Source organism: Nonomuraea sp. NPDC049784 (genome assembly GCF_040659615.1).
GTDB lineage: Bacteria > Actinomycetota > Actinomycetes > Streptosporangiales > Streptosporangiaceae > Nonomuraea.
In genome coordinates, this window is sequence record NZ_JBFAMX010000609.1 from 1 (window position 1) to 6,204 (window position 6,204).

The 6,204-nt window shown below is 72.6% G+C and carries 7 protein-coding genes; 4 read left to right on the top strand and 3 right to left on the bottom strand.

Annotated features, from left to right (window positions below; all coding sequences use genetic code 11):
• Positions 1-89 precede the first annotated feature (89 nt).
• A complete protein-coding gene (locus AB0J09_RS53385) occupies positions 90-1,001 on the bottom strand; it encodes an SMI1/KNR4 family protein (protein ID WP_360709787.1) in 912 nt (303 codons plus the stop codon).
• A 57-nt stretch (positions 1,002-1,058) separates the two neighbouring features.
• Here AB0J09_RS53385 and AB0J09_RS53390 point away from each other — a divergent pair, with 57 nt between their 5' ends.
• Entirely contained in the window at positions 1,059-2,057 is a 999-nt protein-coding gene (locus tag AB0J09_RS53390) for an aldo/keto reductase family protein (protein ID WP_360709789.1), read from the top strand.
• Between the two features lie 65 nt (positions 2,058-2,122).
• Here the strand turns inward: AB0J09_RS53390 and AB0J09_RS53395 are convergent, their stop codons facing one another.
• A complete protein-coding gene (locus tag AB0J09_RS53395) occupies positions 2,123-2,329 on the bottom strand; it encodes a hypothetical protein (RefSeq protein WP_360709791.1) in 207 nt (68 codons plus the stop codon).
• Between the two features lie 214 nt (positions 2,330-2,543).
• Here AB0J09_RS53395 and AB0J09_RS53400 point away from each other — a divergent pair, with 214 nt between their 5' ends.
• Complete coding sequence (locus tag AB0J09_RS53400) at positions 2,544-3,089, top strand: SCO2322 family protein (RefSeq protein ID WP_360709793.1); 546 nt, start codon at positions 2,544-2,546, stop codon at positions 3,087-3,089.
• A 98-nt stretch (positions 3,090-3,187) separates the two neighbouring features.
• On the top strand, positions 3,188-4,231 hold the full coding sequence (locus AB0J09_RS53405) for a bifunctional adenosylcobinamide kinase/adenosylcobinamide-phosphate guanylyltransferase (RefSeq protein WP_360709795.1): 1,044 nt from the start codon (positions 3,188-3,190) through the stop codon (positions 4,229-4,231).
• A gap of 24 nt (positions 4,232-4,255) precedes the next feature.
• On the opposite strand, the gene AB0J09_RS53410 is transcribed toward AB0J09_RS53405, so the two are convergent.
• Positions 4,256-5,056 (bottom strand): ATP-binding cassette domain-containing protein, encoded by an 801-nt coding sequence (locus AB0J09_RS53410; RefSeq protein WP_360709797.1) that lies wholly within the window; start codon positions 5,054-5,056, stop codon positions 4,256-4,258.
• A gap of 33 nt (positions 5,057-5,089) precedes the next feature.
• Here AB0J09_RS53410 and AB0J09_RS53415 point away from each other — a divergent pair, with 33 nt between their 5' ends.
• A complete protein-coding gene (locus tag AB0J09_RS53415) occupies positions 5,090-5,992 on the top strand; it encodes an adenosylcobinamide-GDP ribazoletransferase (protein ID WP_360709799.1) in 903 nt (300 codons plus the stop codon).
• Positions 5,993-6,204: the final 212 nt, after the last annotated feature.

Below are 6,204 nucleotides of genomic sequence, written 5' to 3' on the forward strand. Positions count from 1 at the left end.
GGCCGCGGCCCCCTTACGGTCCGCGGCCGCGGGGACGGTCGCGGACGGCTCCGGCGCCACGCCCGCTCACAGGGCGTCGGATGCCTCGCTCATCGGGCGTCGGACCAGCGGAGCAGGCCGCGCTCGACCGTGGGCCGCACGCCGTGCACGGGGCGGCCCCGCTCCAGCGCGGCGGCCACGTCGCGGAGCATCGCGTGGTACGAGGGCCAGAGCGGGTCGCTCTCCATCATCGGCACCTCCACGTGACGGGTGTCCGCGTCGACTTCCGTCAGGCTGCCGACGGGGATCAGCCGGCCGATCGGGCCGCCGCCCCCCGCGGCGCAGTCCCTGCGCCAGAGGTCGCGGATCTCGCGCACGCCGTGGACGTCGTCCCCGCCGAACGTGAAGCGGGTCTCGAGCGGCCCTGACATGCCGTTGTGGCGCAGGAGCGAGGCGCGCAGATCGTCGGGGAACTCCAGGCCCGTCTGGGCCTCGGCGACCGCGATGGTGCGGGCCTTGCCGGGCGCGCCCAGCGTGGCGTACGTCTTCGGCGCGTGCGCCTTCAGCCACCGCTCGATGCGCCGCCACTGCCGGTTCACCGCCGCCCGCACGCGCGGGCTGATCGGCCGCACCGTCACCTGACCGCGCAGCATGCACGCGGCCGGGATGTCCGGGGTCTGCGTCGAGGCCGGGACCGTGGGGGCCGGCGTGGGCGCGGCCCGCATCGGCATCGGGGTCACGGTCTCCATGGCCGCGGCGATGGAGGCCTGCTCGGCCTGGTACGCGCGCCACTGAGCGGCGGACGCCCCCTGCGACTCCGTGGGGACCAGGGCGGCCGCCAGCGTCAGCGCCACAATCCCCGCGATGGCGGCCCACACCAGGAGCATCCGCATGCTCCTGCCCGGTCTCGGCGCCGGGGGCGGCGGAGGCTGCTTGTCGGGCATCTGGGCGCGGCGGCGCAGCCGTACCGCTATCGCGGTCAGGATGGCCGCCGTCAGCGCCAGGCGTACGAGCTTCAGCACGTCGCGCACCCTATCCCGAAACCGATCACCACATGGGTCGGCGTTAAGGTCGAACCCATGGAATTCCGACACCTCGGCCGCAGCGGTCTAAAAGTAAGCGAGATCAGTTACGGAAACTGGCTGACCCACGGCTCCCAGGTCGAGGAGGACGCCGCCAAGCAGTGCGTGCAGGCGGCACTCGACGAGGGCATCACCACGTTCGACACCGCGGACGTCTACGCGGCGACGAAGGCCGAGGAGGTGCTCGGCCGCGCGCTGAAGGGCGTGCGCAGGGAGTCGCTGGAGATCTTCACCAAGGTCTACTGGCCGACCGGCCCCGGCCAGAACAACCGCGGTCTGTCACGCAAGCACATCACCGAGTCGATCAACGGCTCGCTGCGCCGCCTCCAGACCGACTACGTCGACCTGTACCAGGCACACCGATTCGACTACGAGACTCCGCTTGAGGAGACGCTCAAGACGTTCGACGACCTCGTCCGCCAGGGCAAGGTCCTCTACATCGGCGTCAGCGAGTGGACCGCCGACCAGATCGCCCAGGCCCTGAAGATCGCCGACGAGATGGGCTTCGACCGGATCGTCTCGAACCAGCCCCAGTACTCGATGCTGTGGCGGATCATCGAGGGCGAGATCGTGCCGCTGAGCGAGAAGGAGGGCGTGGGCCAGATCGTCTGGTCGCCGATCGCCCAGGGCGTCCTCACTGGCAAGTACCTGCCCGGGCAGCAGCCGCCCGAGGGCTCGCGGGCGACCGACAACAGCGGCAGCGCCATGATCGCGCGGTTCATGAACGACGACGTGCTGACCCGCGTCCAGGAGCTCAAGCCGGTCGCCTCCGACCTCGGGCTGAGCATGGCGCAGCTGGCCGTCGCCTGGGTCCTGCAGAACCCGAACGTCTCCAGCGCCATCGTGGGCGCCAGCCGGCCCGAGCAGGTGCGCGACAACGTCAAGGCCTCCGGCGTCAAGCTGGACGCCGACGTGCTCAAGCGGATCGACGACGTGCTCGGCCCGGTCGTGGAGCGCGACTCGTCCAAGACGCAGAGCCCGCCCACCCGCCCGTAACCCGTCCCCAGACAAAAACCCCTTGAGCCACAATGGCGCTCAAGGGGTTTTTCAATTACCCCGATTCACTCGGGACGCAATGACAAACCCGTGTACTCCACGCGGTCCTCGTCGAGCAACGCCACCCGCTCCACCCCGGATTCGAGCAGGTCGCGCCAGTTTTCGCCGAGCCAGGACTCGGCATCCGCCTGGCTCGGAAAAACTTCTCGCGGCAAAGGGCGATCCGTCACCTCACCACCATTTGCATTTTCATAACGCCACCGCCATGTCATGCCATACGCTCCTTTTCCGCGGGTTCGCCGGCGCACCCTCCGCAGGCACTGGAACCCTACTCCCGAGCTTGGAGGTCAATCGATGCTGCGCGCGTATCGTGTTGCGGCCGGAGCCGCCCTCGGGGCGGCCGCCTTACTTTCTTTCCCTCACTCCGCCCCTGCCGATCCGGGGGCCGATCCGGGGGCCGATCCGGGGGCAGCGCGCGCGTGGAGCGTGTGGCAGAGCGACGGTACGGCCTGGCTGGCCGCGACGGCCGAGTACTCCCCGCCGGACGGCTCCGTCATCGGGTGGCGCTTCTCCGTGGCTCCGGACGGGGCGGCGGGCGAGTCGCCCGGCGGGGACCTGCCGTCGTTCCAGACGGTGTGCGGCAAGGACGCGGCCGCGTCCGGGCACAAGCGCGTGGTGGTCGCGGTGGACTTCGGCGACGGGGACGCCGACGCGTATCCCGGCGAGCAACCTCCTGGGCAGGGGGTGCTGAAGTGCGTCGCGGGCACCGAGAACGCCACCGCCGCCCAGCTCCTGGCCTCCGCCGCCAAGGTCCGCGTGAACGCCCAGGGAGCCGTCCTCGCGGTCTCCGGCTACCCGTCCAGAGAGAAGGGCGGCACAGAGCTGACGGCCGCCGCCACCGCCACCGGGGCCGGGTCCGGCATGCCGATCACGCTGATCGCGGTCGGCGCGGGCGCGGCCGCCCTGCTGGCGAGCGGGGCCGTGGTGGCCACCCGCCGCCGCTCCAGGGCCAGGGCAGGCGTCGGCCGCTGACCTGGAACGTTCCAGAATCCTGATAGCCGGGCTGTGCGGTGAGGCGGCCGCGACACCCGGCCGGGCCGGAACGTGCCGGAGTTTGTACGCTCGGCGCGGTGAAGGTCCTTCTCTCCGGTACGGCGGGCGGTGCGGGGTGGCCGGAGCCCGGGTGCCGGTGCGCCTCGTGCGCCGGGCTCCCGTCCGGTCACCGGCGCGCGCTCGAGGTGATCGTGGACGGCGTGGTCCGGTTTCCGCACGGCGACCTGCCCCGCGGGTACCGGGCCTGCGCCGGCGGGCTGGGCCTGGTCTGCCCAGACGGCTCCCGGCTGCTCCACCTCCCGGCGGGGCGGACGGTGCCCACGGACGGGCCCGCAGGGCACGACACTGCCCGGCACGATCCCGCCCGTTACGACATCGTGCTGATCGACCTGCTCGACCGGCCGGAACGACTCGGGGACCTGCGGCGGGCGGGCCTGGCGGACGACCGGACCCTGGTGGTGGCCGTCGGGCTTGATCACCGGGTCCGCTCGGAGGAGGAACTGGCCAGGCGGCTGCTGTTGTGGGGCGCGCTGGCCGTTCCCGACGGGACGGAGCTGGAGATCCAGCCAGGCCAACGGTCACCCGCTCTGCCGGAAGGCAGGGCGCCGTGGCGGGCGCTGGTGCTGGGCGGGTCGCGGTCGGGGAAGTCGGCCGAGGCCGAGCTGCGACTGGCGGCGGAGCCGTACGTCACCTATGTCGCCACCGGGCCGGGCGGCGCGGGGGACGGCGAGTGGGCGGCGCGGGTGCGGGCGCACAGGGAGCGGCGGCCCGCGCACTGGGCCACCGCCGAGACCACCGACCTCGTCTCGGCCATCAGAGACGCCTCCACGCCGATGCTGATCGACGGGCTCGGTACGTGGCTGGCGGCGGTGTTCGACGAGCACGGGGCCTGGGAGGGGGACCGCGCTCCGGTCGGCGAGCGCTGTGACGCGCTCGTGGCGGCGTGGCGGCAGGCACCGGTGCGGATCGTGGCGGTGTCCGACGAGGTGGGGATGGGCGTGGTGCCCGCCACGGCCAGCGGGCGGGCGTTCAGGGACGCGCTCGGGCGCCTCAACGAACGCCTCGCCGCCGAATCCGAGTACGTGGCACTGGTGGTCGCGGGCCGCCTGCTGGAGCTGTGAGGGGCCTGCTGGAGCCCCGAGGGATCAGGGGCGGACGGCTCTGGCGTACCAGCGGCCGTCGAGGCGGTCCACGTGCAGGGGGCGGCCGAAGCAGTCGGAGAGGTTGGCCGGGGTGAGCACGTCGTCCACCGGGCCCGCGGACAGCACCCTGGCGTCGCGCATGAGCATGGCGTGCGTGGTCGTCGCGGGCACCTCCTCCAGGTGGTGGGTGACCGTCACGGTGGTGAGGACGGGCCGGGTCGCGGCCAGGCCCTCGACGGCGGTGATGAGGTCTTCCCTGGCCGGCAGGTCGAGCCCCGCGAACGGCTCGTCGAGCAGCAGCACCGCCGGATCTCCCATGAGGGATCTGGCCACCCTGATCCTGGCCCGCTCGCCCTGCGAGCAGACCCGGAACGGCCGGTCCGCCAGATCCTTGCACCCCAGATCGGCCAGGAACCGGTGGGCCCGCTCCCGCTCGACGTCGCCGTACTTGTCCCAGAGGGGAACGCTCGTCCCTGTGTGCCCGGTGAGCACGACGGTGTGCGCGGTCGCCCCCTCCTCCTCCATCAGCTCCTCGTCGACCAGCCGCTGGCTGGCCGCGACCAGGCCGATGTGGCGGCGCAGCTCCCGCATGTCCACCCGGCCGAGCTTGTGGCCGAGCACCTTGACCGTGCCCTCGCTGGGATGCCGCACGGCGGCCGCGAGCGAGAGCAGCGTCGTCTTGCCCGCACCGTTGGGGCCGAGGATCACCCAGTGGTCGCCGTAGTCCACCTGCCAGTCGACGCCGTCCAGCAGCCACTTGCCGACGACTCGGACACCTACGCCTTCGAGTTCAACCACGTGCATCCCGCCACACTAGTGGGCCTACGATCGTCCGATATGCGTCTCTGGGAAGGACTGAGGCTCGCGATCGGCACGCTCAGCGTCTTCCCGGTACGGGTCGAGCGGGTGGATCGGGAAGTCGCTGGGCATGCGATGGTGCTGGCTCCGGCCGTCGGGCTCGCGCTCGGCCTGGTCGCCGGGCTGCCGTTGTTCCTGCCGGGGCCGCCGCTGCTGGGGGCGGCGCTGGCGGTCGGTCTGCTGGCCGTGCTGACCCGGGGGCTGCATCTGGACGGGCTCGCCGACCTGGCGGACGGGCTGGGGAGCGGCAAGCCCGCCGCTCAGGCGCTCGCCATCATGAAAAAGTCGGACATCGGGCCGTTCGGCGTGATGACGCTGGTGTTGACGCTGGTCATCCAGGTCGTCGCGGTGGCCTATGCCGGGTTCGCAGCGTTCGTGATGGCCTGCGTGGCCGGGCGGCTGGCGCTGACGTGGGCCTGCCGGGCAGGCGTCCCCGCCGCCCGGGCCGACGGGCTCGGGGCGATGGTCGCGGGTACGGTACGCCGCCCCGCCGCCTGGCTCGTCACCCTGCTCGCCCTGCTCGGCGCCGCCGTCCTCGGCCTGGGCGTGCTCCCTGACCATGAACCGACGACGTGGGCCCCGGCGTCCGCGGTCCCAGGCGACAGCACGGGGACGGAGCGCTTCGATACGTGGCTGGACGATTCGGATGCGCCGGTGTCCGTAGAGCCGCTGGTGGACGTCGCCGTGCCCCCGCCGCCGAGCGTCCCCTTCACGTACGGCGTGATCGTGCTGCCGCTCGGCCTGCTCACCGGGATGGGCGCCGCTCTGCTGCTGCTGCGGCACGCGCGGCGGCGCCTCGGCGGGATCACGGGTGACGTGCTGGGTGCGCTCGTGGAGGCCGCCACGGCCACGGCGTTGGTGGTGTGCGTGATCCTCGGCTAGCGCCTTGGAAAGCCGGAGCACCCAGCCGAAGCTGCCGGCCGGGCGAGGCGGCGGGTCAGGCGACCGGTTGCGGCCGGCGTACCGGAGAGAAGCGGAGCAGGGCCGCGCCGACGATCGCCAGCAGGACCCAGCCCACCAGGCCGGTCACGCCGGCCAGCACCTCGTTCGGCGGCGCGGCGGCGTCGCCGAGCAGCAGGGCGGGCGCGGCGACC

Bases quoted from the DNA above. Each gene is read 5' to 3' on its own strand.
- AB0J09_RS53410 (WP_360709797.1), bottom strand. From the start codon at position 5,056: ATGCACGTGGTTGAACTCGAAGGCGTAGGTGTCCGAGTCGTCGGCAAG.
- AB0J09_RS53395 (WP_360709791.1), bottom strand. From the start codon at position 2,329: ATGACATGGCGGTGGCGTTATGAAAATGCAAATGGTGGTGAGGTGACG.
- AB0J09_RS53415 (WP_360709799.1), top strand. From the start codon at position 5,090: ATGCGTCTCTGGGAAGGACTGAGGCTCGCGATCGGCACGCTCAGCGTC.
- AB0J09_RS53390 (WP_360709789.1), top strand. From the start codon at position 1,059: ATGGAATTCCGACACCTCGGCCGCAGCGGTCTAAAAGTAAGCGAGATC.